Consider the following 25,942-nt stretch of genomic DNA (forward strand, 5'->3'; position numbering starts at 1 on the left):
GTTGCCCCCGTAGTCAACTGTGTCACGCCTGTTTGTGACGGGTGCTCGGGATGTTGTCATGGCATATGTTGGCCGTGCACCAGTTCCTTGTCTGTGCTGCAGGCCGCACACGACCCACGCTCAGCGGGCGTTGCACCCGCCAAGCGATGCCTTTGGCCTCAATGCATCAGTTGGTACTGCAACAGATACACCCCGGCACCGGCCAGGTAACCCACCAGAGCCAGAGCACCGATCCTTTTGAGGTACCAGAAGAACTGGATCTTTTCCAGCCCCATGGCGGCCACCCCGGCGGCAGAGCCAATGATCAGGATCGAGCCACCGGTGCCTGCACAGTAGGCCAGGAACTCCCAGAAGAAGTGGTCCTGCGGGAACTGTTCCAGGCTGTACATGCCCATGGATGCGGCCACCAGCGGCACGTTGTCGACGATGGCGCTCGCCAGGCCGATGATCATCACAATGATGTCCTGGCGCCCCACCGCCTGGCCCAGCCACTGCGCCAGCGAGGTCAACACATGCGTGTGTTCCAGCGTGGCCACCGCCAGCAAAATGCCGATGAAAAACACCAGCGAGCCCATGTCGATCTTGCTCAGGGCGTGGACCAGGGTGAAATGGTGTTTGGCATCGTCTTCCTTGCGGCGGTGCACGATGTCACCCACCATCCACAACAGGCCCAGGCCAAACAAAATGCCCAGGAACGGTGGCAAATGGGTGAGTGTCTTGAACGCCGGTACCGCCACCAGAATGCCCAGCCCCAGGAAAAACATCAGGTTGCGTTCAAACCGTGTGGTGTGCGAACCGGCTGCCGAAGCCACCTTGGTGGGCGCCACCGCAGCCCGGCCACGCAGCATGTAAGAGACGATCGCCAGCGGCACCAGCAGGCTCACCAGTGAGGGCAGTAACACCCCCTGGATGATCGCCAGGCTGGTGATTTGCCCGCCAATCCACAGCATGGTGGTGGTCACGTCACCAATGGGTGACCAGGCGCCGCCAGAGTTGGCGGCGATCACGATGATGCCGGCGAAAAACAGGCGGTCTTCGCGTTTGGCCAGTAGCTTGCGCATCAGCGAAATCATCACGATGGTGGTGGTCAGGTTGTCCAGGATGGCGCTCAGGAAAAACGTGACAAAACCAACCAGCCACATCAGGGTGGACAGTTTGGCGGTGTTGATGCGTGAGGTGATCACCTCAAAACCGTTGTGCGCGTCCACCACCTCAACAATCGTCATCGCCCCCATCAAAAAGAACACGATCTGCGCCGTGGTCATCAGCGATTCGCTGAGCTGTTCACCTACCAGGTGGTGGTCGCCCACCGACAGCGCGTACAGCGTCCACATCAGGCCAGCACCGACCAGGGCCGAGCCGGATTTGTTGATCTTGAGGGGGTGTTCCAGCGCAATGGCCGCGTAGGCCACCACAAAAACGGCAATCAGGGCCGGGGCCACCAGGGCGACGGTTTGAGGTACAAGAGACATGGTCGAAGTTGCTCCGCGTGGCGGCCCGACCAGCGCTAAAACCTGCTGCACCACAACACGTGATGCAAGCACCCGGGGCGCATTCTAGATGCACTTGATCGCACAAAAACAAACATTTATGCCTCAGCTTGATGTAGCTCAACCTTCCGGTTGACCCGCGTCTGTCGTTGCCCTGTGTGGCGTTCTGTGGATGCAAGTCATGCCGGCACCACCAGCGGCGCGGGCTCCAGCGCGGTGAACACCACGGCAAAGTGAGTTCCGGCGCTGGGCTGTGACGTAATACTGAGCTTGCCGCCGAGTTGTCGGCTCAAGTCATCCACCAATTGCAAACCCAGCGAATGGAGGCGCCTGGACGCAAAGTCGGCTGGCAGACCGACTCCGTTGTCACGAACACACAGGCGCCACTGGTCTTTGGCGGTTGGTGGTGCCGGGTCGGCGGCTTGCAGCTCAACCACCACGTCGCCGCCGCGTCCGTTCGGAAACCCATGTTTGAGCGCATTGGAGATCAACTCATTGACCAGCAAGCCCGCACAAATGGCCTGGTCCATACCCACCACCACCGAACCCATGACCAGCTGGAGTTGTACCTTGTCGGGCAACACCAACTGCGCGTGGAATGCCTGTTTGGCCAGCTGACCCAGGTAAACGCCGAGGTCTACCGATGCCACGGTGCCTGAGCGGTACAGCGACTCGTGTAACAGGGCCATGGAGCGGATGCGCCCCTGCATCGAACCCAGCACCGCCCGCGTGTCGGCCACCGTGCTGCGGCCCGCCTCCATGCGCAACAGGCTGACGATGAGCTGCAGGTTGTTCTTGACCCGGTGGTGCACCTCCATCAGCAGGGCGTGTTTGTCCTTGAGGGACTGCTGAAGCATCTGTTCGTGCTGTTTGCGCTCGGTGATGTCGCGCGAAATGCCAAACAGACCCGTCACCGTGCCATCTGCCTCGCGCAGCGGCCCTTTTGTGGACAGAAAAGTCCGCTCGCCCAGCGCTGTGGTGACGGTTTCTTCGTAGGTGATGGGGCGATCTTCCGCCATCACCCGCAGGTCGTTGGCCCGGATCATCTCGGCTTGATCCGGAAACAGCGCGTTGTCATCCATACCCTGTGTTTGCTCGCTGGGAATGCCGAGCACCCGGGCCATCTCCTGGTTAAACAGCAGGTAATGCCCTTGCAGGTCTTTGGCGTAAATGGTGTCGGAGGAGCTTTCTGCGATCTTGTCCAACAGTTGCCGCACGGTAGCGCGGTCCTTTTGCACCGTCATCTCACGCTCGCAAAGGGCTTGCGCCTGTTGCTGCATGCGTCGGATCAACCCGTAAAGCAGCAAGGCTGTGACCACCACAAACAACCAGCCCTTGGCCAGGCTGATGCGGCTGATCAGCAGCGGGTCACTGAACCACCCGCTCACCAGCTTGTCCGACACCAGGATCCAGAAGCCCGCAAACGCTGCGTAAACACCGATGATCCGCTTGGCAGCAGAAGCCGAGTATTCGATGCTTTTTTTCAGGCGGGTGGGCATGGTGCGATCCGACGTGGGTCTTGGCAAAACCCTTGAAGGTATTGAGCCGTGCAAGGGGCTGGACGAGGTGATGTGACCAGGGCTGACGGGGGAACGGGCCGAGTATCTTTGATGTGGCGCTGTTCAAGCACTGGGGTTTGCCAATGGGTACGGTCCGTCTGGCCGATTGTGGTCAAACACTTACATGGCAAATTGGCCTCCAGCCCTTATAGGATAAGGGCTGGTAGCTATTAAAGAAGGAACTTCCCTGCAGGGGCGGAGGCGGATACACACAAGCGCATTTTTGCAACATCTCCCCCAAACGGGGGATACCCAAATCGGGCCGCGCCGCTGAGAATGGGCAGACAGCCGATGCCAGCCAGCACCACATGGCGGCACGCAGATTGTTTGCAGGATGCCCAGGCCGATGCCTGTTGGCTTGACTCCGACATCATCAACCAAGTTATGGACATCCAAGTTCACTTCAGACCCTATTCACGCACCGAGAGAGAAACCTGCCTCGGTCTTTTTGATGCCAATTGCCCGGAATTTTTTGCGCCAGGTGAGCGTGCTGACTATGCAAGTTTCCTCGATACCAGCTCGGCTTGTTACGAGCTGTGTCTGGTCCAAGGTCAGGTGGTGGGCGCTTTTGGACTGACCGGCCATGAACGTCTGCGCCGCAGTTTGAGCTGGATACTGTTGCATCCATCAAGTCAAGACATGGGCATAGGCACGGCGGTGATGGCCCGCGTGATCCGGCTCGCCATTTCCCTCGGTCTCGAGCTGGTGGCGATTGCCGCGAGCCACAAGTCCGCGCCGTTCTTCACCAAGTTTGGTGCCGTCATCCACGGATTCATCTCCGACGGCTGGGGCCCAGGCATGCATCGGGTGGACATGGGGCTGGCGATCCAGCGGCCCAACCGTTCATTGAGGCCACAGCTGCTGCGCGGTTCGGTTTAAACAGACACATCATTTGGTTATGGCAAGCGATTTGGCTGCCCGCCTGCGCCAGGCTTTCTCCAGCTCCACAACCACCCCCACCACCGCTGCCGCGCCCAGGCAGATGCCCAGCTCGCCCAGGCTCAGAGGCTCGGTTTTGAAAATCGGGTTGAGCACCGGCACATAAATCGTCGCCATTTGCAGCAAAAAGGTCAACAACACCGCGCCCAGCAAGGGCTTGTTGCTGCCCAGGCCCTGCGTCCACAACGCGTCGCGCTCGGAGCGGATCACCATCACGTGCACCATTTGTGACAGGGTCAACACGGTGAACACCATGGTTTGCCAGTGGGCGTGGCCGGTCGACAGCGCCCAGTACTGCACACCCAGGCACAAGCCAGCGATCAGCAGCCCAAAACCCAGAATGTGTTGCCACATGCCGTTGGCAAACAGGCTCTCGTCCGGCGCACGTGGTGGGCGCTGCATAACACCGCGCTCAGCCGGCTCAGCCGCCAGCGCCAGGCCCGGCAGGCCGTCGGTCACCAAGTTGACCCAGAGGATGTGGATCGGCTGCAGCGGGATCGGCAGCAACAGCAGCGGGGCCAGGAACAGCGTCCAGATTTCGCCCGAGTTGCCGGTCATGGCGTAACGGATGAACTTGCGGATATTGTCAAAAATGCGCCGCCCCTCGCGCACCGCTGCCACGATGGTGGCAAAGTTGTCGTCCAGCAGCACCATGCTGGACGCCTCACGCGCCACATCGGTGCCACCTAAACCCATGGCCACGCCGATGTCTGCGCGTTTCAGGGCCGGGGCGTCGTTGACGCCGTCACCGGTCATGGACACGATCTGGCCGCTGGCCTGTAGCGCTTCCACAATGCGGATCTTTTGCGCGGGGTCAACCCGGGCGTAGACACGCACCCTGGCCACACGGGCCAGCAGGGCCTCGTCATCCAGATCGGTCAGGTCTTGCCCGGTCAATACATCGGCCTGATCGTCCGGCACGATGCCCAGCCGCTGGGCAATCGCCCGCGCGGTGGCCGGGTGGTCGCCGGTGATCATCACCGGGGTGATGCCTGCGCTGATGCAGTCGCGCACAGCGGCAGCGGCCTCTTCCCGGGGTGGGTCAATCAGGGCAATGAGCCCGAGAAACTGCAGCTGGCTCTCGACCTCGGCCAGGGTATCCCCCTCGGGCAGGCTCACAAAATCGCGCCGCGCCAGGGCCAGCACCCGCAGGCCTTGGGCCGCCAGGGTGTTGGCCTGGTGAATCACGAGCTGGGTGTCCAGCGGTTGGACGCCGTTTGCGGCCCACTGCGCGTCACAACAGGCCAGCACAGACTCGGGGGCACCTTTGGTGTAGCCGATAAAACGCTCGCCGCTGCGGTGCAGCGTGGTCATGCGTTTGCGGTCTGAGTCAAACGGTAACTCCTGCACCCGTGGCAGCTCGGTCTCAAGCTGTGTTTTGTCCAGGCCCGCGCCGTGTGCCACCAACACCAGCGCGGTTTCGGTCGGGTCACCCTGCCAGGCTTCGGTCTTGTCGCCGCCGGGGTTGTTGTGGGCGTCGTTGCAAAGGGCGGCGGCGCGTAGGGCTTCCAGAATCTCTGGCGTCGGGTTGGCCGTGCCCGGTAACCATGCGGCACCCTGGACCCAGAGCTGTTCGGCAAACATCTTGTTTTGGGTCAGGGTGCCGGTTTTGTCGGAGCAAATGGTGGTGACCGAGCCCAAGGTTTCCACCGACGGCAGCCGCCGCACCAGCGCGTGCACCGCCACCATGCGTTTGGCTCCCAGCGCCAGCAGGACCGTCACCACCGCGGGCAGGGCTTCTGGAATGGCGGCCACCGCCAGGCTGATGGCAGTCAGGGCCATCAGCAGCGGGGCTTCACCACGCCACACACCTGCTACAAAAATGATGACACAGATGCCAATGACGACGAGGGCTAGACGCTTGCCAAAGGCTGCAAGCCGGTTTTGCAGCGGGGTGCTGCGGTCGTCCTGATCCAGCAATTGGGCGACCTTGCCCAGCTCGGTGGCCATGCCGGTGGCCAGCACCAGCCCGCGTGCCCGGCCCAGGCTGACGGTGGTGCCTTTGAACACCATGTTGAGCTGGTCACCCAGTGCGTTGCTGCTGTCGCTCGGCAGCACATGGGTCTGTTTGGCCACGGTGACGGATTCGCCGGTCAGCGCCGATTCGTCCACCTGCAACTGCGCGATGTCGATCAGGCGCATGTCGGCCGGAACCTGGTTGCCCGCCTCCAGTTGCACGATGTCGCCCGGCACCAAGTCCGGCGAGGGGACGGCTTGTTGGCGGCCATCTCGCAGCACATTGGCCTGGGCGGTGGCCAGCACCTGCAGGGCGGCCATGGCACGGTCGGCGCGCCAGCTTTGCACAAATCCGATCACCGCGTTGAGCAACACAATCACCAGAATCGCGATGGTGTCCACCAGATCGCCAATCAGGCCAGAGATCACGGCGGCCACCAGCAGCACCAGCACCATGAAGTCGGTGAACTGGGCCAGCAGCAAACGCCAGGGGCCGCGTCGCGTTTGACTCTGCAGCGCATTCGGGCCAAAACGCGCCAGCCGCCTGGTGACTTCATCCTGGCTCAGACCCTGGCTTGGGTCCACCGCTTGTTCAGTCAGGAGTTCTTGGGCTTCGCGCTGGTGCCATGGACTTGGGTTGGACATGGTGTGCTTGTTAATAACCCATGTCCGGGTGCAGGTGGGCGGGCAGCCGAGCCTGCAGCGAATGCACCTGGCGTTGCAACATCTCAATGCGTGTCAGCTTGTCCAGCAGAATCGCCACGGTGAACATGTCCAGGTCGTAGTCCACACGCAGCCTGGCTGCGTTGCGCAGTGGCATCACCCACTGGGCGCTGAAGACGCGCTCGGGTGTTGCCGGGCTGACAGGCAGCAATGCACGGTAGGCCACCAGGTCATCGAGTTCGTCCTCAGTCAAGCCGCAGCAACGACTCAACTCGGTCAAGCTGACGGTGTCCTTGTTGTTGGTCCAGCTCCAGAGCTGGGTCTGTTCGTGGCTCATGTTGGGTTTTCCTTGGGTGCGACAACGCGCGGGTTGAAGTTTGAAATACGTGCCAGCTCCTGGTACAGCGCCCGTTCTGCTTCACTCAGGGTGGGGGGCACGTCAATGTGGACCAGAGCGTAGATGTCACTTTGGCCTGCCAGCAGACCGCGCCCGCGCAGGCGCAGCTTGCGCCCCGAACGGGTGCCTGCTGGGATGGTCAGCAGCACCGGGCCATCGAGGGTGGGCACCTCCACCCCGGCGCCCAAAGCGGCCTCCCAGGGGGTCAGCGCCAGGTCAAAGTACAGGTCCAGCCCGTCGGGCCGGAACACCGGATGTGGCGCCAGGGTGATGTGCAGGTAGATGTCGCCATTTCGCCCGCCATGTTGGCCCTTGCCGCCTTTGCCACGCAGGCGCAGTTTTTGGTCTTGCCGTACGCCGGGTGGCACGGTGACTTCCAGAACCCGCTCTCCGCTGTCGTCGTGCAGATGGAGTTTGACGGTGCTGCCTTGGCGTGCGTTGGCCAGGGTGAGGGTGATGCTGGTTTCCAGGTCGTGGCCGTTGACCGGCATGAACCCACGTGCGCCGTGCCCGCGGCCCATGGCTGCCAGCAGGTCGGCCAGGTCGACGTTGTCGAACGACTGGCCACGGGTCGAGAAATCCTGCTGCCAATGCGGTGGCGGTGAAAATTCGGCGCCTGGCTGCGGCTGGCCCAGCTCGTCATAGGCGGCACGTTTGGCCGGGTCTTTGAGTGTGGCATAGGCCTCGGCGGCTTCCTTGAAGCGGGCCTCGGCATCGGGTGCCTTGGACATGTCCGGGTGGTGGGTGCGCGCCAGTTGGCGGTAGGCCTTCTTGATCTGTTCCAGATCAGCGTCGCGTGGCACCCCCAGCGTCTCGTAATAGTCTTTGTACTTCATGGTGTGATTTTGGCCCTGGGAAGGTCCGACAACAAGCCTCAAGTGTCAGATGGCGCGGGAGGGCTGATCTGTGCGCTGTGACACCCAACAGGGCCGCTTAGGCCGCTGGTGGCGTGTCGTTTTGGTTGCTGATGTGGATCTGCCATGCCGCCATGGCCATCGCGGCAATCACTGGCCCGAGCACAAAGCCGTTGATGCCAAACACCGCCATGCCGCCCAGCGTGGTGATCATCACCACATAGTCGGGCAAGCGGGTGTCTTTGCCCACCAGAATCGGACGCAGCAGGTTGTCCACCAGCCCGATCACCAGCATGCCATAGGCCAGCAGCGCCACACTTTTGCCGAGCTCACCCACTAGCAAAAAATAGACCGCCACCGGCGCCCAGACCAGGGCCGCACCGACCGATGGCAACAACGACAAAAAGGCCATCAGCACCGCCCACAACACCGCACCACTGACTCCTAGCGCCCAAAAGCCCAGGCCACCGAGCGCACCCTGGATGGCAGCCACCAGCAGGTTGCCTTTGACAGTGGCGCGCACCACGGTGGTGAAGGTGTCCAGCAGCACCGCTTTGTGCTCAGGGGCCAGCGGCAACGCGCGGCGCAGGGCCAAGCTTACACTTTGGCCGTCGCGGATCAGGAAATACGCCAGATACAGGGTGATGAACACACTGGCTACAAACTCAAAGGTGTTTTGCCCGATGCTGAAGGTCTGGGTGGCGATGACTTGTGCTCCCTGCGTCAGCGCGGCGGTGAGGCGGCGTTGCAAGGTGTTGAAGCTGACCAGCCCGAAGCGATCGAGCACGCTGGTGATCCAGTCGGGCAAACTGTTGAACACACCGCGAAAGTACAGCGCCGGGTCGAGTTCACCACTTTCCAACTGGCTGTACACCACGGCCGCCTCTTGCACCAAAGACGCGGCAATCAGCGCCAGCGGCAGCACCACAATCACTAGCACCACGAGCATGGTCAGCAGCGCGGCCACAGTGGGCCGTTGACCCACCCGGGGCAGCAGCCAGTTAAACAAGGGGGTGAACAGCAGGGCAATGATCACCCCCCACATGACGGCACCATAAAACGGCAGCAGGATAACAATCAGCGCCGCTGAGACCAGCAGCAGCAGGACGGGCAGGGCGCGGTTGTTGTCGCGACGGTTGCGTGGTGTGGGTTCTGGGGGCATGGACCGGCTATTTGGGGACTGTGCCGCTGGCTGGTGGCTTGGGTGACAGGTGTTTCATGATTTCGGACAGGATTTGTGGCATCAGACCAGCAAGCAGGGCGGGTGTTGAAATCCAGCGCCAGGGCCGCAGCATCACCGTCAGACCACCCACCCCAGCGGCGGCCAGCACCAGCGCGTAAGGGTGGCGCTGGGCGACCGGCTGCACCAGCACCTTGGTGGTTTCAGAGGCCAGCAGCAAGGCCACCCGAATGGGTTGTTTTTGCCACCAGGCTTGCAGCACATCCACCACCAGGCCCAAGCCCGGGCCGGTTTGCAAATGGCCGAGCAGGCCGCCGAGCAAACTCTCCGGGTTGTTGCCGGGGCTGGCACCGGTGTGGGGGCTCTGTTGCATGGCCTGGCGCAAACGTTCACGCGAGGCGGCAAGCCGTTCGCAGGGGCTGATGTCCAGGCTCATGGCTCACCCACCGCGCGCAACATCGCCATGTCTTCGTTGATCTGGCGGCCCAGGCTGGCAAACGAGGCGGATGGCGCTGGCTGGCGCGCCAGCAGCAGGCAAACCACTGCTACCAGCAGTGGCACGGTTGGCACGGCCAGCAACACCCACAAGGACTGGGCTGGTGCCGCTGTGGCAAACCACAGCATGGTGGCCACACCCGCCAGCACCGCTGCCACACCCAGCGCACACAAGGCCGCAGCGTACAACAGCACTTGGCGCTGCCAGGTGGCGCGGGCCAGGCCAAACTCCTCGGAAAACAGCGCGGCGTAAGCCTGCGCATGGTCTACCAGCAGTTGTGGTCGGGTGGCCAGCAGGGCCAGCAAAGGGTGCATCAGCAGTCGAGCCTCAGAGATGCCTAATGGTGATCGCGTGAGCGAGCCATCAAGCTGATCAGCGCCATCAATGCGGCACCGGTGGCAGCCGCAATCAGCACCGCTTTGACCGGCTCCTGGCGGATGTAGCCCACGGTGCTGTCCGAGGCGTGTTCGGCCTTGACGCGCAACTGGTGGGTGGTTTCACGCACGGACTCCAGGCCACGGTGGGCCATCGCGCTGACCTGTTCGCTGGCGCGTTCGAGCACCGGTGTGGCCTGTTGGCGCAAGCCTTGCAACGCGTTGCCTGCGCTGTCAACGGCTTGGTTGGCAGCTTGCTGGCTGGCGCGGATGGCGTGGTCAGCAGATTGGGAGGCCTGGTCAATCAGGTTGCCTGTTTTTTCAGTGGTAGGTGTCATGGACATGGTGGTTCCTTGAAATGGGTTAAAGGGGGGTGTGGACTAGCGTCCTTTCAGCGCACCGAACAGGAAGCTGACGACGGCCAGAACAATAAAAACAAAAAACAGAATCTTGGCAATGCCCACAGCGCCAGCGGCGATGCCGCCAAAGCCGAACAGAGCCGCAATCAGAGCGATGACAAAAAATACAACGGCGTAATGCAGCATGGTGAGTCTCCGGTTGGGTGAAGGGGTGAAACAGACCGGCAGCAAGCCGGCCCGTTGGGGTTACAACTTGCCGAAAGTGGCTTTGGCGTCTTTCAGGCAGTTGTCTTTGGCGGTGGATGCCAAGGCATCACACTTTTCCTCAGCCACCTTCAACTGGGCCGCACGTTTGTCAGCAGCTGCGTCGGCGCGAACTTCCTTGTTCTCGCTGCTGGCCTTGGCTTTGGCATCGGTGGTTTTTTCTTTGGCTGTGGTGTTGGCGGCGGAGGTCTTCATCTGCACCTCAGCATCGGCTTTGGCGGCGGTCAGGGCGGCTTTGGCTTCTTTCACACAGACATCCTTGGGGTTGCCCGCCAGGTCATCACATTTTTCTTTGGCCACGTCATAAGCAGCTTCGGCTTTGGCGATGCTGACTTTGTTGTGGGTTTTTGCGGTCGGTTTGTGGCTGTTGTCGAGCTCGGCCAGGGCCACAGCTTCTTTGCCTTTGGCTTCGGCGACACAGATGTCTTTGGCGTTGTCGGCCTGCGCGTCGCAGGCTTTTTTGTCGACCTTGTAGTCGGCCTTGATGCGGGTTTTGGCAGCGCTGAAGTCGCTGGAAGACATGGTTTGCGCCATGGCGCTGCTGCCAAACAGCAAACATGTCGCCATAGCAACACCACTGAGCAGATTGAGAGGGTTCTTCATGGGTATTCCTTAAAGTTAAGACCTTCGCGAGCAGCAAAGGCTCCGAGGTCCTGACGTTAAGGGGTGGCAAGCGATACGTCTGTTCGTTCGCGCACACAGGTGGAAAACCTGGGCCGATCCGCTGGCAGCGCCGTGCCGCACGCGCACAAAGCCGCTAGAGCATGAACCGTTCGCGTGACCTGCCGAAGGACGTCGGCAGGCTCAGCCCGAGCAGAATCCAATGCACATTGGGCCGCAACAAGAGCCGGGATGGCTTTGTGTCAGTTCTGAAACGGCGCTTTAATGCCGGCGCAGCTTGAGCAACTCCAGCGACAGCGCGGTGCCGCACAAAATCACCGCACCACAGGTCAACATCCACGGCGTGACGATTTCACCCAGGAACACCAGGCCGTAGATCACCGCAAACACCGGGATCAGGAAGGTCACCGTCAGCGTGCTGGCGGCACCGACTTTCTCGATCAACCGGAAAAACAGCACATACGCCACACCGGTGCACAACACACCCACTGCCAACAGCGCCAACCAGGCCGTCATGCTGGGGGGGACTGTGGGCCAGAGCCACAGGGTGGGTACAGCCAGACCCAAGCTGGCACCGACCTGGCTGCCGGTGGCCACCGCCAGCGAAGGCACCCCGGCCAGGTAACGTTTGGTGAAACTGGCGGCAATGCCATAACACAGACACGCCACCAGACAGGCCACCACCGCCCAGCCACTGGACAGGCCAGAGGCATCGGGCTTGAAACTGGCTTTGCCCCAAGCCAACATCGCCACACCCACAAACCCGATCAGCAGGCCCAGAATTTTTAGGCGGTGTGGCCGGTCACGCAACCAGACCCAGGCCACCAGCGCACCAAACAGCGGCACCGTGGCATTGAGCAGGGCTGACAAACCGGTGGTGATGCTCATCAGCGCATAGGAGTAACAGGCAAACGGGATGCCTGAATTGATCAGCCCCAGGAAGAAGATTTTTTTCCAGTGCTGGCCCAGCGCCGCCCCCTGGCCACGCGCCAGCAACAGCGGCAGCAAAAACAGGGCGGCAATCCCGACCCGCAGGCCCGCTGTGGGCAGCGCACCGAATTCAGCGGCGCCCAGGCGCATGAATAAAAACGAGGCGCCCCAGATGGCGCCCAGCAGAACAAATTCGATCAGCCAGGGCTGTTTGGAGGAGGGCGAAATCACAGGACACCTTCAAGTTGCAACAGAGCGGTTTTTCGGTCCAGACCACCTGCGTAGCCGGTCAAGCTGCCCTTGGCGCCAATCACCCGGTGACAGGGCACGATGATAGTCAAGGGGTTGCGCCCCACGGCCGCACCCACGGCACGCACCGCGCTCGGTTGGCCAATGCGGCTGGCCAACTGGCCGTAACTGCAGGTGGCACCGAACGGGATGGCCAGCAACGCCTGCCACACGGCTTGCTGGAATGCGGTGCCGGTGGTCAGATTCAACGGCAAGTCGAACTGCTGGCGCTGCCCGGCAAAGTAGTCCTGCAACTGCAGCTTGGCCTGTTGCAACACCGGCTGACCGGCATCGGGTGCGTAGCTGGACAGGTCAGGCAAATGCGCCTGGTTGTCAAACCAGATGCCGACCAGCTGGTTGTTGCAAGCCGCCAGCAGCATCTGGCCCAGTGGGCTGGTCATATGGGTGGTTTGGGTGTGGGCTGGGAGTTTCATGTGTATTTGGCCTCTAGCCCTTGTATCAAAAGGGCTGGTAGCTATTTAGTTAATAGTGATTGGGCGAGATTCGACGGGGCTGGTGGGCGGCGGCAGATTGGCCCAGGCGCGGATCACCGCGTAACTGCGCCAGGGTTGCCAGGCGGTGGCGGCTGCCAACGCGGTCTGCGCCGGGTTGGGCTGCTGGCGCACGCCCAGCGCGTTTTGCAGTGCCACATCACCGGCTGGAAACGCATCGGGCCAGTGCAGGGCGCGCATGCAGATGTATTGCGCCGTCCAGTCACCAATACCTGGCAGGGTTTGTAACGCAGCGCGGGTCTGGTCGGGGTCGGCGCCGGGCTGCAACTGCAGCGCGCCGCTGGCCACCGCGTGCGCCAGTGCCAGGATGGCGCTTTGGCGTTGTTTAACGATGCCGAGTTGGCCAAGGACCTCGTCGCTGACACCTGCCATGGCCTCTGCTGTTGGGAACAGTCGGTCCAGGCCCGAGACAGGTGTCTGGATCGGTTCACCAAAGCGGACCACCAGTCGCTGGCACAGGGTGCGTGCGGCAGCCACGGTGATTTGTTGTCCCAACACCGCGCGCACCGCCAGCTCAAAACCGTCGAGCGCGCCGGGCAGGCGCAGGCCGTCGCTCTGCGGGAAATGGCTGTGCAACACCTGGTTGATGGCAGTCGGGTCAGCGTCCAGGTCGAGCAGGGCGCGTACCCTCGCCATCACCTGCGGCAGCAGTTCGGCTAGTGAGTCACTCACCCGCAGGTCCACCCGGCAGCGCGACTCGTCAAACTGCGCCAACAGCCAGCCGTTGGTGCGTTGTGAACCGTTGTGGATGGACAGGGTTTTAGCGAAACACAGGCTTTTGGGCGCCAGGCTCACCACCTCGGTGCCTTGGACTTGGCGCCTGGCAAAAAACTGCAATATGGCCGCCACGTCATAGGGTGGGCGATAGGCCAGCTTGAGACTGATGCCGCTCTGGCCAGCTGCGCTGCTGGTCGACCCGCTGCGCCGCAGCTGCGTCGGGTTCAGGCCATATTGCTCGGCAAACACCGCATTAAAACGCCGCACACTGGCAAAACCGCTGATCCGCGCCACCTGGGCGGCTTGCAACGTGGTGTCGGTCAACAACTGTTTGGCGCACAACAGGCGCCGGGTCTGCAAGTATTGCAGTGGCGAGACACCAAACTGCGCCTCAAAAATGCGCCGCAAATGGCGGTCGCTGATGCCCAGGCGTTGCGCCAGCGTGGCCACACCCGCTGTCTGCCCTGGGTTGCCGGGTGCTGCGTCCATCAGCCGCGCTGCTTGCTGCGCCAGGATGCTGGAGGCATCTTGCATCGACCAGACCGGGACGCCCGCCGTGCCGCCGGGCGCCAGTTCAGGCCGACAGCGCAGGCAGGGGCGAAACCCGGCTTGTTCCGCCAGCGCCGCGTGTGGGAAAAATCGGCAGTTGTCACGCTTGGGGGTGCGCACCCGGCACACCGGGCGGCAATAAATGCCGGTGGAGGTAACCCCTGTAAAAAAATTGCCGTCAAAACGGGCGTCCCGGGCTTTCAGGGCCAGGTAACAGGCATCGTCGTAAGGGGTGGTTTGCAGCGGGGGCATGCGCTGGATGATACGTGTCGACCCGGTCTTTGTGGGCTGAAGTCTGGCCGTTTTCGGACATCTCCCTGGTGCTGTTGGCGCCCTACAATCCCGAGCTCAAAACCGACCGATCCACATTCAACAAGGGACTTCCATGCAGCTATCCGCTTCGATTTTCAAAGCCTACGACATCCGTGGTGTGGTGCCCAGCACCGTGAATGAGGCCATGGCCGAAGCCCTGGGCCGGGCCTTTGGCACCGTGGCCTTGCGTGAGGGGCAAAAAGTGGTCGCGGTCGGGCGCGACGGGCGCCTGAGTGGTCCGGCGCTGAGTGTCGCGCTGATCCAGGGTCTGGTGTCGGTCGGTGTCGAGGTGATCGACATTGGCAAAGCCACGACACCGATGTTGTACTTTGCCGCCACCACCTTGTGCGCCAGCGGCATCCAGGTCACCGGCAGCCACAACCCCAAGGATTACAACGGTTTCAAGATGGTGATGGACGGCCGCGCCATCTATGGCGACGACATCCAGACCCTGCGCCAGATCATGGAAACCGACAGCTGGGTGATGCAGGACGGCGGCTCGGTGCGCAGTGTCGATGTGCTGGCTGACTACACCGCGCGCATTGTGGGTGGCATCAAGTTGTCGCGCCCGATGAAGATTGTGGTGGACTCGGGCAACGGCATTGCCGGTGCCTCGGCCCCCGGCATCCTGCGTGCGATTGGTTGTGAGGTGACCGAGTTACACAGCGAAGTGGACGGCAACTTCCCCAACCACCACCCCGATCCCAGCAAACCCGAAAACCTGCGCGATGTGGTGGCCGCACTCCAGGCCGGTGATGCCGAAATTGGTTTGGCTTTTGATGGCGACGGTGACCGCCTGGGCATCGTCACCAAAGAGGGCAACACGATTTACCCGGACCGCCAGATGATGCTTTTTGCGCGCGACGTGTTGAAGCGCGCCCCCGGTGGCACCATCGTTTTTGACGTGAAGTGTTCACAACGCCTGGCGCCCACGATCGTGGAAGCCGGTGGTGTGCCGATGATGTTCAAGACCGGCCACTCGTTGATCAAAGCCAAGATGAAAGAAATTGGCTCACCGCTGGGTGGCGAGATGAGTGGCCACATCTTCTTCAAGGAGCGCTGGTACGGCTTTGACGACGGCACCTACGCCGGTTGCCGTTTGCTGGAAATCTTGAGCCAGTCGCCAGACGCAAATGCGGTGCTCAACGCGCTGCCCACCAGCTTCTCCACGCCCGAACTCAATGTGAAATGTGCCGAGGGTGAGTCACACGGTCTGGTGGACCAGTTGGTCGCCAAGGTCAACTTCCCGGCACCGGCCACCGTGAACACCATCGACGGCCTGCGCGTGGACTGGCCGGACGGTTTTGGCCTGATCCGCGGCTCTAACACCACACCGGTGCTGGTGCTGCGTTTTGAAGGCCACACGCCCGAGGCGCTGGCGCGTATTGAGGCCGACATGCTGGCCCTGTTGCGCTCGGTCAAACCCGACGCACAGTTTGACACCGCTGCCCATTAACCTTCATGCGTGGTGTGTGGGGCTGAGGCGGCTGACGTGCGGATCCTGATTGTCAAACTCTCCTCGCTGGGGGATGTGGTGCACACCATGGCGGCGGTGCAGGACATCCGCCTGGCCCACCCGGATGCGCAGATCGACTGGGTGGTTGAGCGTGCGTTTGCGCCGCTGGTGCTGCGCTGCAAAGGGGTGCACCGGGTGATCCACTGTGAGCTGCGACGCTGGCGCAAGGCGCCTTTGGCCGCAGAGACACGCCAGGCCTGGAAAGAGTTCAAGCAGGAGCTGCAGCAGACCCCCTATGACGTGGTGATTGACCTGCAAGGCCTGAGCAAATCGGCCCTGGTGTCCAAGCTGGCCCGGTTGGCGCCAGGTGGCAAACGCTACGGCATGGCCAACCAGACCGAGGGCTCCAGCTTTGAGGCACCGGCGCGCTGGGTGGCCGATGTGGCGATCACCTTGCCGACCCACTGTCACGCGGTCACACGGGCTCGCCTGCTGTGTGCCCAGATATTTGGCTACACCCTGCCGTTTTACATGCATTTTGGGCTGTTGGCCCAGATGGATAAAGGGCTGGCAGATGCCAAAAAAGTAGCATTCCGAACCGGCTTGCAAGGTCTGGTGGCCTTGGTGCATGGCACCTCGCGTGCCGACAAATGCTGGCCGCTGGACCATTGGCGTGCCTTGGCGGTGCGGTTGAATGCCGCCGGTTTTATGGTGGCCCTGCCGCATGGCAGCGCGGCCGAAGAAGCCGTGTGCCACGAGATCGCCCAAGACCTGGCCCATGTGCAGGTCTGGCCCCGGCTGGCGCTGGACGCGTTGACCGATTCCCTCGCCAACTGCGACGGTGTGATTGGTGTGGACAGCGGCCTGAGCCACATCGCGGTGGCGCTGGACCTGGCCCATGTGCAGCTCTACAACTTTGACACCGCCTGGCGCACCGGCCCGCTGGCCGAGCAGCAGGTCGAACACGGTGGCCCGGCACCGCGCCAGGTCAGTGTTTATGCCGATTCAACACCCACCGTGGACAGCGTCTGGCTGGCCTGGACGTCCGTGCTCGCAGCAGCGCAGGCGCACCGACAGGCAGCAGGTCACAACCGTCCTTCGAGTTTTGCCAACTTATGATCCGTGCCCTTTACTCCCTGGCCATGTGGCTGGCCCAGCCGCTGCTGGTTCTCAAGCTCAAGCGCCGCGGTGCCAAGGAGCCCGGTTACCTGCACGCCCTGCCTGAGCGTTTTGGCCGTTACAGCCAGCCGCTGCCGTCACACGATGGCCCCACCGTCTGGCTGCACACCGTCTCGCTCGGTGAAACCCGTGCGGCGGCGGTGCTGGTCACCGCGCTGCGCCAGATCTTGCCCGACATGCGCCTGCTGCTGACCCACGGCACCGCCACCGGCCGCGCCGAAGGTGCCAAACTGCTGCTACCGGGTGACCTGCAGGCTTGGCAACCCTGGGACACCGTGGGCGCCACCCAGCGTTTTCTGCGCCACTTCAAGCCGCAGATTGGTGTGCTGATGGAAACCGAAATCTGGCCGAATCTGGTGGCCACCTGCCATGCGCGTCAGATGCCGCTGGTGCTGGCCAGTGGCCGCCTGAGTGACAAATCGCTGCGCCAGGCCGAGCAACTGGCTTGGCTGGCGCGTCCGGCCTATGCGGGCCTGAACGCGGTCTGGCCACAAACCCCGCAGGACGCCCAGCGTTTCAACACCCTGGGCGCGCCGGTGCGCGCGGTGTTGGGTAACCTCAAATTTGACGCCACACCCGATGCACAGCAGATCGCCACCGGGCGCGGCTGGCGCCAACAGGCGGGTCGGCCGGTGGTGATGATCGCCAGCTCACGTGAAGGCGAAGAACTGGCTTTGCTCCAGATTCTCAAGGCTTTTAGCCCTCCAGCCCTTATGCATCAAGGGCAGGAAGCTATTGATCATGAAGCAAGCCAGATCCAGTGGCTGATCGTGCCACGCCACCCGCAGCGTTTTGAAGCCGTGGCCGAGTTGATCCAAGCGCAGGGTTTTGCCGTGTCGCGCCGCAGCAGCTGGGGCACAGAAGGGCCGAACCTGTCAGCGGGGGCGCCAGACATCTGGCTCGGCGACTCCCTGGGCGAAATGGCGCTGTACTTTGGCCTGGCTGATGTGGCCTTGCTGGGCGGTAGTTTTGAGCCGCTCGGAGGCCAGAACCTGATCGAGGCCGCCGCTTGTGGCTGCCCGGTGGTGATGGGGCCACACACCTTCAACTTCGCGTTGGCCTCCGAGCAGGCGCAAGAGGCAGGTGCCGCGCTGCGGGTGGCCGACCTGAGCGAGGGCGTGGCGTTGGCCGCTGAACTGGTGACGGATGCTGAGCGGCTGGCGCAGGCGCGTCAGGCCTGTGGCCAGTTTTCGCAGGCGCACCGGGGTGCGGCGCAACGCCTGGCGCGCGCCATTGTGCATGTGATGAATGCCTCGGTGGCGGGGCTGGTGCGTACCGGTTGAGCGTTGGCGCGGTCCCAGCCGGGTGCTGGCTTGGGCAAAGACGAGCCAGCTGTTGCGCCTGGTTTAGCGCTCGAGCAACGCGTTGATGGCGCTGATGTCTTCTTCCCGGAGTGAACCATTGGCTTGGCGCAACTTGAGGTTGCCCAGCAACACGTCATAACGCGCCTTGGCCAGTTTGGCCTTGGTGTCAAACAGGGTGGTTTGGGCGTTGAGCACATCGATGTTGATACGCACCCCCACCTGGTACCCCAGTTTGGTGGCATCCAGCGCGCTCTGGCTGGAGGCTTCGGCTGCTTCATAGGCCTTCACCTGGCCCAGGCCCGATTGCACGCCAAAAAAGGCGCTGCGTGTGGCCTGGGCCACCCCACGGCGGGTCGCGTCCAGGTCAGAGCGGGACTTTTCTTCCAGTGCCACGGTTTCTTTGAGGCGGTTCTGGATCGCAAAACCGGCAAACAGCGGCAGGTTAAAACTCAGGCCGACCGTGGCCACATTGGTGTGATAGTCCTGGGTCAGGCTGCTGGAGCCGTTGTTGTGGGTGACGCTGTAGCTGCCAGTCAGGTCGAGTGTGGGTTTGTGACCGGCTTGGGCCTTTTGGGTTTCGAGCTCGGCCACTTCGAGGGCAATGCGGGCCTGGCGCACGCCGGGGTGGATGTCTTCAGACTCGGCCACCCAGGGGCTGACCTCTGCTGGCAGGACGGCGGGCAGGGCCACCGGCAAGTGCAATGGCTTGGGGGTCGCGTTTTGGCCAGTGAGCTGGTCCAGCGCAAGCTTCTTGACGCGTAAATCGTTGTCGGCGGCAATTTCCTGGGCCAGCACCAGATCGGACTTGGCCTGCGCTTCGCGGGTGTCGGTGATGGTGGCGGTGCCCACCTCAAAGTTGCGCTTGGCCGAGGCCAATTGCTCCGAGACGGCGGATTTTTGCGCGGTGACAAACCTCAGGGTGTCCTGGGCGGCCAGCACGTCAAAGTAGGCTTGGCTGACCCGCATCATCAGGTCCTGGTTGGCGGCTTCCAGCTGGGCCTGCGCCAGGGCGGCCTGTTTTTTACCTTGTTCGGCGGTAGCCACATTGGCCGGACGGTACAGCGGCTGGGAGGCGCTCAGGGTGACACCCTGGTTGCCGTAGCTGCGCTCCAGCGACGCGATGTCGCTGTTGACGTTGTTGCGGTTGACCGAGCTGCCCAGGTTGACGCTGGGCAGCAGCCCGGCCCGGGCTTGCTCCCCTTTGGCCAGGGTGGCCTCAAACTGAGATTTGGCCGATTGGTAGCTGGCGTCAAAGGCCTTGGCGGACTGGTACAGGTCGGTCAGACTTTGCGCCTGCGTCGGCAGGGCCAGCAGCGTGCTGATGGCCAGCGTGAGGGGGAGGAGGCGCAGAGTCTTCATGATGGGGTACCCGGTGAGGCAAATTCAGTAACGCGGTATGCGCTCGTCCACTTCGGCAGACCAGGCGTTGATACCACCCGCGATGTTGGCCACATGGGTGAACCCACGCGCGCTCAGGAACGAGGCCACCTGCATGCTGCGGCCACCGTGGTGGCACAGGCAGGCCACCGGGCGGCTCGGGTCCAGCTCAGACAGACGCGGTGGGATCAGCCCCATCGGGATGCAAAGCAGCTCAAATCCGTCTGCCTGGATGCTGGCCAGTGCCAGCTCATGGGGTTCGCGCACATCCAGCACCACGGGCTGACCATGTTGTTGGACCGAGGCCAGCCAGGCTGGCAGCTGAGAGGGGCTGATCTGCGCAACCATGCTCAGAACCTGAAGCTGGAAGCCTGCGCAAAATTTTGCAGGCGTGGGGCGTTGTCGTCCCATTTTTCGGTGCTTTGGAAGTTGCTGTCGCTGGTGCGGGTGATCACGGTGGCGTGCATGATGGGCTCCTGGCCCACGATGGCCACCAGGCGGCCACCCACCTTGAGCTGCTGCAACAGCGCCGGGGGCACTTCACTGACCGAGCCACCGAGCAGGATCACATCAAACGGGGCATCGGCGGCGGCGCCCTGGGCACCGTCGGCACAACGCACCTCGGCGTTGTGGATGCCAGCGCGTTGCAGGTTGGCGCGGGCCAGGTCGGCGAGTTCGGGGTGGATTTCGAGCGAAATCACACGTTGCGCTTGTTTGGCCAGCAGTGCGGTGGTGAAACCACTGCCGGTGCCAATCTCCAGCACCTTGTCGGTGGCCTGGACGGCGGCGTCTTGCAACAAGCGGGCTTGCTGGCGCGGCGCCAGCATGACCTGTTGACCCGGCAGCGGGATGGCCATGTCGGCAAACGCTATCGCTTTGTAAGAGCTTGGTACAAAGTCTTCACGTTTGACCACGGCCAGCAGCTCCAGCACGGCGCTGTCTGCCACGTCCCAGGGGCGGATCTGTTGCTCGATCATGTTGAAGCGCGCTTGCTCGACGTTGTGCAGGGTCATGTTATGTACTCCGGGGGGTATGTTAGCAATGTTTTTTGATTTTAGCTGGCCTGGTGTCTGGCGCGGGTTGGGGCGGCTGTCTTTACAGTGTGCCGGGTGTGGTTTGACGCACCCCCGAGCGGCGGCCCAGCCAGCGCGCCAGGTCATCCATGTAGCAGTACATCACAGGCACCACCACCAGGGTCAGCAACGAGGAGGTGATCACACCCCCAATCACCGCCTGGCCCATGGGCGCGCGCATTTCAGAGCCTTCGGTCATGGCAAAAGCCAGCGGCACCATGCCAAAAATCATGGCCAGGGTGGTCATCAGGATCGGGCGCAGACGCACCCGGGCGGCTAGCAGCAGGGCCTCCACACGGGGCAGGCCAGGCAAGACCTGGCCGTCGTCCCCCAGCGTGGATTCACGCGCGCGAATGGCAAAGTCCACCAGCAAAATCGCGTTTTTTGTGACCAGACCCATCAGCATCACCACCCCGATCACCGAGAACATCGACAGTGTCGAGTTGAACAGCATCAGGGCCAGCACCACACCGATCAGGGTCAGTGGCAGGGCGGTCATGAGTGCCAGCGGCTGGAAAAAACTCTTGAACTGGCTGGCCAGGATCATGTAGATGAAGATCACCGCGAGCACCAGCGCCGAGACCGCGTAGCCAAAGGCCTCGGCCATGTCCTTGGTGGAGCCGCTGAACTTGTAGCTATAGCCTGGCGGCAAAGCAATGCTGTCCATCGCGGTTTTGATGTCCTTGGAGATTTCACCGGCCGAGCGGCCCGCCACATTGCCGGAGATGGCCACTTCGCGCGTCAGGTCGCGCCGGTTGATCTGGTTGGAGCCGGTGGATTCGACCACGCTGGCAACCTGGTTCAGCCGCACCACGCGGGTGCTGCCGTCGCTGGTGTTGCTCAGGGCAAATGGCAGCTGGGCCAGGTCTGCGGGCTGGTTACGCGCCTCGGGCGAGAGGCGCACGTTGACGTCATAGGTCTGATCGTCGGGGGCGCGCCAGTTGCCCACGGTTTTCCCGGCCACCAGGGTGCGCAGGGCGTTGCCAATCTGCGCCACGCTCAGGCCCAGGTCAGAGGCGGCGTCGCGGTGCACCTGCACGTCCAGCGTGGGTTTGTCGGGTTTGAGCGAGGAGTCCAGGTCCACCAGGCCGGGCACGTCGCGGATTTTGTCCAGCGCCAGGCTCGACAGGCGCGCCAGTTCCCCCATGTCGGGGCCCTGGATCGAGAACGCAATCTGTTTTTGCCCGCCAATCGGGTCCAGCAGGCCCACATGGGTGATGGTGATGCCCGGCACTTGGCGCAAACGCAGGCGCAGGATGTTCGACATCTCATCGAGGCTGCGCTGGCGCAGATGGCGGTCCACTAGGCGGATGTAAACATTGGCGTAGATCTTGCCCGCTGCATTGCCGGTGTTGATGGTGGCCAGGGTGTAGTTGACCTCGGGGAAAGAGCGCACGATGGCCTCCACCTGGCGTGCACGTGCTTCGGTGACCTCCAGCGAGGAACCCACCGGGGTGTTGAAGGTGACGCTGGTCTCCGAGAAGTCTGACTTGGGCACAAACTCGGTGCCCAGCAGCGGCACCATGGCCAGGCTGATCACAAAAATCACCAGCGCCAGCGCCAGGGTGCCCAGTTTGTGCACCAAAGCCCGGCGCAATATCGCCTGGTAGATCTCTGCCAGGGTGTCGGTGGCCTGGTCAAACAGCGCGGTGACACGGCCCACCGTGCGGTCGTAGAACGAGACCGGCCGATGCCGCTTGCCGTGTGCCTCAATGCTGGGGTCGTGCCACAGGCTGGAGAGCATCGGGTCAAGCGTGAAGCTGACAAACATCGAGATCAGCACCGCCGCCACAATGGTCAGGCCAAACTCGTGGAAAAACTTGCCGATGATGCCGCCCATGAACCCAATCGGCAAAAACACCCCAACGATGGACAAGGTGGTGGCCAACACCGCCAGGCCAATTTCGTTGGTGCCGTCCATTGCCGCCTGGTAGGCGCCTTTGCCCATCTGCACATGGCGCACGATGTTTTCGCGCACCACTATGGCATCGTCGATCAGCAGGCCCACACACAGGCTCAGCGCCATCATGGTGATCATGTTGATGGTGAAACCAAACAGGTTCATGAAGAAGAAGGTGCCAATCAGCGCAATTGGCAGGGTCAGACCGGTGATGATGGTCGAGCGCCAGGAGTTCAGAAACAGGAACACGATCAGCATGGTCAGCCCGGCACCCTCGATCAGGGTCTGGCGCACATTGGCCACCGAGACCCGGATCTGGCGCGAGTTGTCGGTGATCTGGGCCAGCTTGACGCCCGGGGGCAGCTGGGTTTGCATCGTCTCCAGCGTCTTTTTCAGGTTGTCGACCACCGCAATGGTGTTTTCGTCCTGGGCTTTTTGCACATTGAGCAACAGCGTGCGTTGGCCGTTGTAGAGCGCCAGGCTCTCGACTTCCTGGGCACCGTCAGACACTTTGGCGACCTGATCTACCCGCACCGGTGCGCCGTTTTTGCGGGTGATGATGATGCGCCCGAAGTCTTCGGGCCGCTGCACCCGGGCCGCGATCTGGATCACCCGGTCCTGATCCAGGGAGCGGATGGTGCCGGCAGGGTAGTCCTGGTTTTCGCCGTTCACCGCGTTCACCACCTGGTCCGGGGTGATGCCGTACGCTTCCAGCGCCTGCGGGTTGAGGTAGATGTTGATCTCGCGTTTGCTGCCACCCACCAGCGTGACCGAGCCAACGCCTCGCACGTTCTCCAGGCGTTTTTTGAACACCTGTTCGGCCCAGTTGGTGAGTTCCACCGGGCTCATGGCCTGGGCTTGGCCTGTGGCATCAGGCAGCACCGCCACCGACCAGACCGCCCGGCTGGCCGGATCAAAACGCAGCACACGGGGTTCTTTGACCTCGGTGCGCAGCGAGGGGCGAACTGCGGCCACCTTTTCGCGCACATCGTCGGCGGCCTTGCGGCCATCCATGTGCAAACCAAATTCGATGATCACCACCGAGGTGCCCTCGTAGGAGCGCGAGGTCAGGGCGTTGATGCCGGCAATGGCGTTGACAGCTTCCTCGACCTTTTTGGTGACTTCGCTCTCGACAATTTCAGGCGAGGCACCGGGGTAGTCGGTGCTGATCACCACCACCGGGAAGTCGATGTTGGGAAACTGGTCCACCTGCAGGCGCTGCATCGAAAACAGGCCCAGCACCACCAGCGCCAGCATCATCATGGTGGCAAACACCGGGTTGTTCAGGCTGACACGGGTGAACCACATTCAGACAGCCCCTTTGACCGGGGCGGCCAGCTTGACTTGGGTGCCTTCACGCAACACCCCCGCCGCACCCGAGATGACGCTCATGCCCTCGGTGGCGCCCGTGAGGCTGACCAGGGTCTGGCCATCCACCTCGCTGCGTGGGCCCAGTGTCACGGCCACATGGCGCACCTGCTGGTTCTGGACAATCTGGATGTAGGGCTGGGGCTTGTCGGTGCGCACCGCGCTCAAAGGCACAGCCAGGCCGGTCATCGAGCCAATGGCCAGCGCACCCTGTGCAAACAGGCCGTGGCGCAGCTCGGTGCCAGGGGCGATGGCCAGGTACACCAGCACCGCGCGGCTGCCCACCGAGGCGCTCGGGTTGATGCGCACCACCGTGGCGGATACGGGCTGCTGTAAGCCTTCGACGCGCAACTCCGCTTTTTGGCCGACCTTGACCTGCAAGGCGTCCGCTGCGCTGAGTTCGGCCTGCATCTCCAGGCGGCTCAGGTCCACAATCTCGACCACCTTGGCATCCACCGCCAAGCGCTCACCGGGCTGGGCCAGGCGTTGGGACACCCAGCCGCCGATGGGTGCACGCAGCACCGTGTCGCTGAGGGTTTTAGCCGACACATCGGCCGCAGACTGGGCCGCAGCATAGGTGGCCTGGGCATTGGCCAGGTTGGCCTGGGATGAGACCAGGGCGGTGTTGGAGATAAAGCCCTGGGTCACCAGGGCCTGGTTGTTCTCGTGTGTGCGTTGGGCAATATCCACCTGGGCCTTGGCCGCTTGTGCCTGCTGGCGGACCTGGCGCAAACGGGCGTCAGACTCGGTCGGGTCAATCTGACCCAGCACCTGGGCTGCCCGCACACGGTCGCCCTCGCGCACCGTCAAGCCTTGCAACTCACCCGCCACCCGGGCCTTGACCATGGCGGTGTTGACGGCGGTGATGGCACCGGAAATGGCCACAGACAGCGGCAGCTCGCGGCTGCTCAACGCGATCAGGTCACTGGGCGGCAGCTCAATTGACACCTGTGTTTTTTGCTCGGTTTGCAGCGCCGCCAGCGCAGCCTGTTTGTCCTTGCGGGCCGACAGTGTGCGCACTGTGCCGCCCGCCAAGACTGCCACCACCACACCGAGAAGGGTCCATTTGAGCCAGGGTTTCATGCGCTTGGATGCTCCAGAATCTAAGACAGACCAGCGTCCGGGTCGGTGCTGGTGGTGCTGAAACCACGCAACAACATGTCGAGTTGCATGGCCAGGTAGTGTTCAGGTTCGATCTGTGAGGCCGGGTCACAGCAGGTGCCCAGAGAGTGGGTCCAGGTGGTCAGAAACAGCAGCGGTGCCAGCACCATGTAGACCGCGTATTTGAGGTCCATCGGCCGGAATTCACCGCGGTCCACACCACGCTGCAAGACGCGGGCTATCAGGGCGCTGCCGGGCTGGATCACCTCCTGCTGGTAGAAGGCCGCCAGTTCCGGGAAGTTGCGCGCCTCGCTCATCATCAGTTTGGGGATGCCTGAGGCCTTGGTGGCGCCGATGCGTTCCCACCAGCAGTTCAGGCAATAACGCAACATCTCCTGCGAGTTGCCCTCGAAATGTTCGATCTCTTCGCTCCACTGGGCGAAGCGTCCCGAAATGTGCTCACGCACCACGGCCTTGAACAGTTCTTCCTTGCTGGAGAAATACAGGAACAAGGTGCCTTTGGACACACCTGCGAGGGTGGCCACCTCTTCGACCCGGGTGGCGGCAAAACCTTTGTCCACAAACAGATCGAGTGCGGCTGCCAGCAGTTCGCCGGGCCGCGCGTCCTTGCGGCGCAGGCGCCGGGTGTGGGTGTCAGTGGGAGGGGCTTCGGAGACGGGAGACAAGGGTATGAATTAATGACTGATCGGTTATTAATGTAGCC

Annotated in this window: 24 protein-coding genes; 4 read left to right on the forward strand and 20 right to left on the reverse strand. The window is 62.5% G+C overall.

Features of this window, described 5'->3' with window-relative positions; genetic code table 11:
* Positions 1 to 158: 158 nt before the first annotated feature.
* Together nhaD and FDG13_RS11345 are read right to left on the reverse strand one after the other, a co-directional pair.
* Complete coding sequence (nhaD, locus tag FDG13_RS11340) at positions 159 to 1,472, reverse strand: sodium:proton antiporter NhaD (RefSeq protein ID WP_218942701.1); 1,314 nt, start codon at positions 1,470 to 1,472, stop codon at positions 159 to 161.
* Positions 1,473 to 1,669: 197 nt separating this feature from the next.
* Positions 1,670 to 2,989, reverse strand: coding sequence for a sensor histidine kinase (locus FDG13_RS11345; protein ID WP_180127722.1), 1,320 nt, complete (start codon positions 2,987 to 2,989; stop codon positions 1,670 to 1,672).
* Positions 2,990 to 3,376: 387 nt separating this feature from the next.
* Here FDG13_RS11345 and FDG13_RS11350 point away from each other — a divergent pair, with 387 nt between their 5' ends.
* Positions 3,377 to 3,928 carry a GNAT family N-acetyltransferase gene (locus tag FDG13_RS11350; RefSeq protein WP_180127724.1) on the forward strand — a complete coding sequence of 184 codons (552 nt, stop codon included), beginning with the start codon at positions 3,377 to 3,379 and terminating at the stop codon, positions 3,926 to 3,928.
* Positions 3,929 to 3,937: 9 nt separating this feature from the next.
* Here FDG13_RS11350 and FDG13_RS11355 read toward each other — a convergent pair whose 3' ends face one another.
* The 12 genes from FDG13_RS11355 to FDG13_RS11410 form a co-directional block, all read right to left on the reverse strand.
* Positions 3,938 to 6,589: a cation-translocating P-type ATPase gene (locus FDG13_RS11355; RefSeq protein WP_180127726.1), complete on the reverse strand. Its 2,652-nt coding sequence runs from the start codon at positions 6,587 to 6,589 to the stop codon at positions 3,938 to 3,940.
* Between the two features lie 10 nt (positions 6,590 to 6,599).
* The gene (locus tag FDG13_RS11360; RefSeq protein ID WP_180127728.1) at positions 6,600 to 6,944 is read right to left on the reverse strand and encodes a chaperone modulator CbpM; all 345 of its coding nucleotides are present in this window, start codon (positions 6,942 to 6,944) and stop codon (positions 6,600 to 6,602) included.
* Complete coding sequence (locus FDG13_RS11365; RefSeq protein WP_180127730.1) at positions 6,941 to 7,840, reverse strand: DnaJ C-terminal domain-containing protein; 900 nt, start codon at positions 7,838 to 7,840, stop codon at positions 6,941 to 6,943. The genes FDG13_RS11360 and FDG13_RS11365 overlap by 4 nt, the downstream gene beginning before the upstream one ends.
* A 97-nt stretch (positions 7,841 to 7,937) precedes the next feature.
* Entirely contained in the window at positions 7,938 to 9,020 is a 1,083-nt protein-coding gene (locus FDG13_RS11370) for an AI-2E family transporter (protein WP_180127732.1), read from the reverse strand.
* Positions 9,021 to 9,027: 7 nt separating this feature from the next.
* A complete protein-coding gene (locus tag FDG13_RS11375) occupies positions 9,028 to 9,474 on the reverse strand; it encodes a hypothetical protein (RefSeq protein ID WP_180127734.1) in 447 nt (148 codons plus the stop codon).
* Positions 9,471 to 9,848, reverse strand: a complete 378-nt coding sequence (locus tag FDG13_RS11380) for a hypothetical protein (protein ID WP_180127736.1) — start codon at positions 9,846 to 9,848, stop codon at positions 9,471 to 9,473. The genes FDG13_RS11375 and FDG13_RS11380 overlap by 4 nt, the downstream gene beginning before the upstream one ends.
* Positions 9,849 to 9,871: 23 nt before the next feature.
* Complete coding sequence (locus FDG13_RS11385; protein WP_180127738.1) at positions 9,872 to 10,252, reverse strand: hypothetical protein; 381 nt, start codon at positions 10,250 to 10,252, stop codon at positions 9,872 to 9,874.
* A 36-nt stretch (positions 10,253 to 10,288) separates the two neighbouring features.
* Complete coding sequence (locus FDG13_RS11390; RefSeq protein WP_078366251.1) at positions 10,289 to 10,453, reverse strand: DUF1328 domain-containing protein; 165 nt, start codon at positions 10,451 to 10,453, stop codon at positions 10,289 to 10,291.
* A 60-nt stretch (positions 10,454 to 10,513) separates the two neighbouring features.
* Positions 10,514 to 11,134: a hypothetical protein gene (locus FDG13_RS11395; protein WP_180127740.1), complete on the reverse strand. Its 621-nt coding sequence runs from the start codon at positions 11,132 to 11,134 to the stop codon at positions 10,514 to 10,516.
* A gap of 279 nt (positions 11,135 to 11,413) precedes the next feature.
* On the reverse strand, positions 11,414 to 12,313 hold the full coding sequence (locus FDG13_RS11400; protein WP_370528211.1) for a DMT family transporter: 900 nt from the start codon (positions 12,311 to 12,313) through the stop codon (positions 11,414 to 11,416).
* Positions 12,310 to 12,804 carry a methylated-DNA--[protein]-cysteine S-methyltransferase gene (locus FDG13_RS11405; protein ID WP_255435212.1) on the reverse strand — a complete coding sequence of 165 codons (495 nt, stop codon included), beginning with the start codon at positions 12,802 to 12,804 and terminating at the stop codon, positions 12,310 to 12,312. The genes FDG13_RS11400 and FDG13_RS11405 overlap by 4 nt, the downstream gene beginning before the upstream one ends.
* 45 nt (positions 12,805 to 12,849) lie before the next feature.
* Positions 12,850 to 14,400: a DNA-3-methyladenine glycosylase 2 family protein gene (locus FDG13_RS11410; RefSeq protein ID WP_180127742.1), complete on the reverse strand. Its 1,551-nt coding sequence runs from the start codon at positions 14,398 to 14,400 to the stop codon at positions 12,850 to 12,852.
* A 133-nt stretch (positions 14,401 to 14,533) separates the two neighbouring features.
* On the opposite strand from FDG13_RS11410, the gene FDG13_RS11415 reads away from it, so the two are divergent.
* Genes FDG13_RS11415 through FDG13_RS11425 form a run of 3 tightly spaced genes read left to right on the forward strand, consistent with a single transcriptional unit; the run spans position 14,534 to position 18,378 of the window.
* Positions 14,534 to 15,916 (forward strand): phosphomannomutase/phosphoglucomutase, encoded by a 1,383-nt coding sequence (locus tag FDG13_RS11415; RefSeq protein ID WP_180127744.1) that lies wholly within the window; start codon positions 14,534 to 14,536, stop codon positions 15,914 to 15,916.
* 36 nt (positions 15,917 to 15,952) lie between these two features.
* The gene (waaC, locus tag FDG13_RS11420; RefSeq protein ID WP_180127746.1) at positions 15,953 to 17,035 is read left to right on the forward strand and encodes a lipopolysaccharide heptosyltransferase I; all 1,083 of its coding nucleotides are present in this window, start codon (positions 15,953 to 15,955) and stop codon (positions 17,033 to 17,035) included.
* Entirely contained in the window at positions 17,032 to 18,378 is a 1,347-nt protein-coding gene (locus FDG13_RS11425) for a 3-deoxy-D-manno-octulosonic acid transferase (RefSeq protein ID WP_180127748.1), read from the forward strand. The genes waaC and FDG13_RS11425 overlap by 4 nt, the downstream gene beginning before the upstream one ends.
* A 63-nt stretch (positions 18,379 to 18,441) precedes the next feature.
* On the opposite strand, the gene FDG13_RS11430 is transcribed toward FDG13_RS11425, so the two are convergent.
* The 6 genes from FDG13_RS11430 to FDG13_RS11455 form a co-directional block, all read right to left on the reverse strand.
* A complete protein-coding gene (locus tag FDG13_RS11430; RefSeq protein ID WP_180127750.1) occupies positions 18,442 to 19,758 on the reverse strand; it encodes a TolC family outer membrane protein in 1,317 nt (438 codons plus the stop codon).
* A 24-nt stretch (positions 19,759 to 19,782) separates the two neighbouring features.
* On the reverse strand, positions 19,783 to 20,124 hold the full coding sequence (locus tag FDG13_RS11435; RefSeq protein ID WP_180127752.1) for a rhodanese-like domain-containing protein: 342 nt from the start codon (positions 20,122 to 20,124) through the stop codon (positions 19,783 to 19,785).
* 2 nt (positions 20,125 to 20,126) lie between these two features.
* Complete coding sequence (locus FDG13_RS11440) at positions 20,127 to 20,789, reverse strand: protein-L-isoaspartate O-methyltransferase (protein ID WP_180127754.1); 663 nt, start codon at positions 20,787 to 20,789, stop codon at positions 20,127 to 20,129.
* Between the two features lie 82 nt (positions 20,790 to 20,871).
* Entirely contained in the window at positions 20,872 to 24,057 is a 3,186-nt protein-coding gene (locus FDG13_RS11445) for an efflux RND transporter permease subunit (RefSeq protein WP_180127756.1), read from the reverse strand.
* The gene (locus FDG13_RS11450) at positions 24,058 to 25,200 is read right to left on the reverse strand and encodes an efflux RND transporter periplasmic adaptor subunit (RefSeq protein ID WP_180127757.1); all 1,143 of its coding nucleotides are present in this window, start codon (positions 25,198 to 25,200) and stop codon (positions 24,058 to 24,060) included.
* Positions 25,201 to 25,220: 20 nt separating this feature from the next.
* Complete coding sequence (locus FDG13_RS11455) at positions 25,221 to 25,910, reverse strand: TetR/AcrR family transcriptional regulator (RefSeq protein ID WP_370528220.1); 690 nt, start codon at positions 25,908 to 25,910, stop codon at positions 25,221 to 25,223.
* Positions 25,911 to 25,942: the final 32 nt, after the last annotated feature.

This window comes from Rhodoferax sp. BLA1 (assembly GCF_013416775.1).
Classification (GTDB): Bacteria; Pseudomonadota; Gammaproteobacteria; order Burkholderiales; family Burkholderiaceae_C; genus Rhodoferax.

Coding starts and splice junctions, on each gene's coding strand:
- nhaD (WP_218942701.1), bottom strand. CDS start 1,472: ATGTCTCTTGTACCTCAAACCGTCGCCCTGGTGGCCCCGGCCCTGATT.
- FDG13_RS11345 (WP_180127722.1), bottom strand. CDS start 2,989: ATGCCCACCCGCCTGAAAAAAAGCATCGAATACTCGGCTTCTGCTGCC.
- FDG13_RS11355 (WP_180127726.1), bottom strand. CDS start 6,589: ATGTCCAACCCAAGTCCATGGCACCAGCGCGAAGCCCAAGAACTCCTG.
- FDG13_RS11360 (WP_180127728.1), bottom strand. CDS start 6,944: ATGAGCCACGAACAGACCCAGCTCTGGAGCTGGACCAACAACAAGGAC.
- FDG13_RS11365 (WP_180127730.1), bottom strand. CDS start 7,840: ATGAAGTACAAAGACTATTACGAGACGCTGGGGGTGCCACGCGACGCT.
- FDG13_RS11370 (WP_180127732.1), bottom strand. CDS start 9,020: ATGCCCCCAGAACCCACACCACGCAACCGTCGCGACAACAACCGCGCC.
- FDG13_RS11375 (WP_180127734.1), bottom strand. CDS start 9,474: ATGAGCCTGGACATCAGCCCCTGCGAACGGCTTGCCGCCTCGCGTGAA.
- FDG13_RS11380 (WP_180127736.1), bottom strand. CDS start 9,848: ATGCACCCTTTGCTGGCCCTGCTGGCCACCCGACCACAACTGCTGGTA.
- FDG13_RS11385 (WP_180127738.1), bottom strand. CDS start 10,252: ATGTCCATGACACCTACCACTGAAAAAACAGGCAACCTGATTGACCAG.
- FDG13_RS11390 (WP_078366251.1), bottom strand. CDS start 10,453: ATGCTGCATTACGCCGTTGTATTTTTTGTCATCGCTCTGATTGCGGCT.
- FDG13_RS11395 (WP_180127740.1), bottom strand. CDS start 11,134: ATGAAGAACCCTCTCAATCTGCTCAGTGGTGTTGCTATGGCGACATGT.
- FDG13_RS11405 (WP_255435212.1), bottom strand. CDS start 12,804: ATGAAACTCCCAGCCCACACCCAAACCACCCATATGACCAGCCCACTG.
- FDG13_RS11410 (WP_180127742.1), bottom strand. CDS start 14,400: ATGCCCCCGCTGCAAACCACCCCTTACGACGATGCCTGTTACCTGGCC.
- FDG13_RS11415 (WP_180127744.1), top strand. CDS start 14,534: ATGCAGCTATCCGCTTCGATTTTCAAAGCCTACGACATCCGTGGTGTG.
- FDG13_RS11425 (WP_180127748.1), top strand. CDS start 17,032: ATGATCCGTGCCCTTTACTCCCTGGCCATGTGGCTGGCCCAGCCGCTG.
- FDG13_RS11430 (WP_180127750.1), bottom strand. CDS start 19,758: ATGAAGACTCTGCGCCTCCTCCCCCTCACGCTGGCCATCAGCACGCTG.
- FDG13_RS11435 (WP_180127752.1), bottom strand. CDS start 20,124: ATGGTTGCGCAGATCAGCCCCTCTCAGCTGCCAGCCTGGCTGGCCTCG.
- FDG13_RS11440 (WP_180127754.1), bottom strand. CDS start 20,789: ATGACCCTGCACAACGTCGAGCAAGCGCGCTTCAACATGATCGAGCAA.
- FDG13_RS11445 (WP_180127756.1), bottom strand. CDS start 24,057: ATGTGGTTCACCCGTGTCAGCCTGAACAACCCGGTGTTTGCCACCATG.
- FDG13_RS11450 (WP_180127757.1), bottom strand. CDS start 25,200: ATGAAACCCTGGCTCAAATGGACCCTTCTCGGTGTGGTGGTGGCAGTC.